At 76.7% G+C, this 1,102-nt stretch carries 1 protein-coding gene and 1 pseudogene; both read left to right on the top strand.

Annotation, left to right across the window (positions count from 1 at the left end; all coding sequences use genetic code 11):
- Nucleotides 1-319: pseudogene (locus ACWENR_RS30880) on the top strand (hypothetical protein); the annotation flags it as partial.
- Between the two features lie 126 nt (nt 320-445).
- Nucleotides 446-1,036, top strand: coding sequence for a pyridoxamine 5'-phosphate oxidase family protein (locus ACWENR_RS30875; RefSeq protein ID WP_452280453.1), 591 nt, complete (start codon nt 446-448; stop codon nt 1,034-1,036).
- Nucleotides 1,037-1,102 lie beyond the last annotated feature (66 nt).

Here is a 1,102-nt window from a genome sequence, read left to right as displayed (position 1 = left end):
GGCGGCCGCCGAGGCGACCCGGGCGCGCGAGCGGGCCGAGACCGACCGCCGCGAGACGGCCGCGCAGGCCGAGCGCGTCCGCGCGGAACTGGCGGCGCTGGCCGGCCGGCACGACACGCTGGGCGCGGAGCTGACCGCCGCGCGCGAGGCCGCGACCGCCGCCGAGGGCCGGCTCGATGCGCTGACGGTACGGCTGCGCGCCGCCGAGACCGACCGCGACGAGGCGCACCGGCGGGTGGCCCAGCTGGCCGAGCAGGTCAGCCACCTCGCCGCCGCCCTGGCCCACCTCGGCCCCCGCGACACACCACCGCCCGCCTGAACCCGCCGGGCCAACGGGCGCACGGGTGTCCGACGCCACCGGCGGCGGGCCGGCGGGCGCGACGGGTGTCCGACGCCACCGGCGGCGGGGCGGCGGGCACCGTCCCGGGGCGACGATGATGTGCGGGTGGGAAAGACACACGAACGCATCGAGGGCCGGCTGCGGACGTTCATCGAGGAGCAGCCGCTGTTCTTCACCGCCACCGCACCGCTGTCCGGCGACGGCACCATCAACCTGTCGCCCAAGGGGCTGCGCGGCTCCTGGGCGGTGCTCGACGCGCACACGGTGGCCTATCTGGACTTCGCGGGCAGCAACGCCGAGACGATCGCGCACCTGCGGGAGAACGGGCGGATCACGCTGATGTGGTGCGCGTTCCAGGGGCCGCCGAACATCGTCCGGGTGCACGGGCGCGGCGAGCCGGTGTTCCGCGACGACCCCCGCTGGACCGACCTGGCCGGCCACTTCCCCGACGTCGACACCAGCGCCCACGGCCTGCGGGCGATCATCGTGGTGCGCGCCGAGCTGATCCGCGACACCTGCGGCTACGCGGTGCCGTTCATGACCTACGACACCGACCGCGACCTGCACGCCAGGCGGTTCGCCCGGGAGGACGACGCGTCGCTGAGCGACTACTTCGCCGGCAAGGAGCACGTCGCCCGCAGCATCGACGGGCTGCCGGGCCTGCCGCTGCCGCTGCCGCCGACCCCACCGGCCTGAGCCCGGGCCCGGGCTCAGGCGGGCCGGCCGCGGGTGCCGCCGAGAGATCGGAAGAGCGTCGGGGAG

It is taken from the genome of Micromonospora sp. NPDC004336 (genome assembly GCF_053602615.1).
Note: the sequence above shows the minus strand (reverse complement) of the source record. Positions and strands in the feature narration are given on the sequence as shown.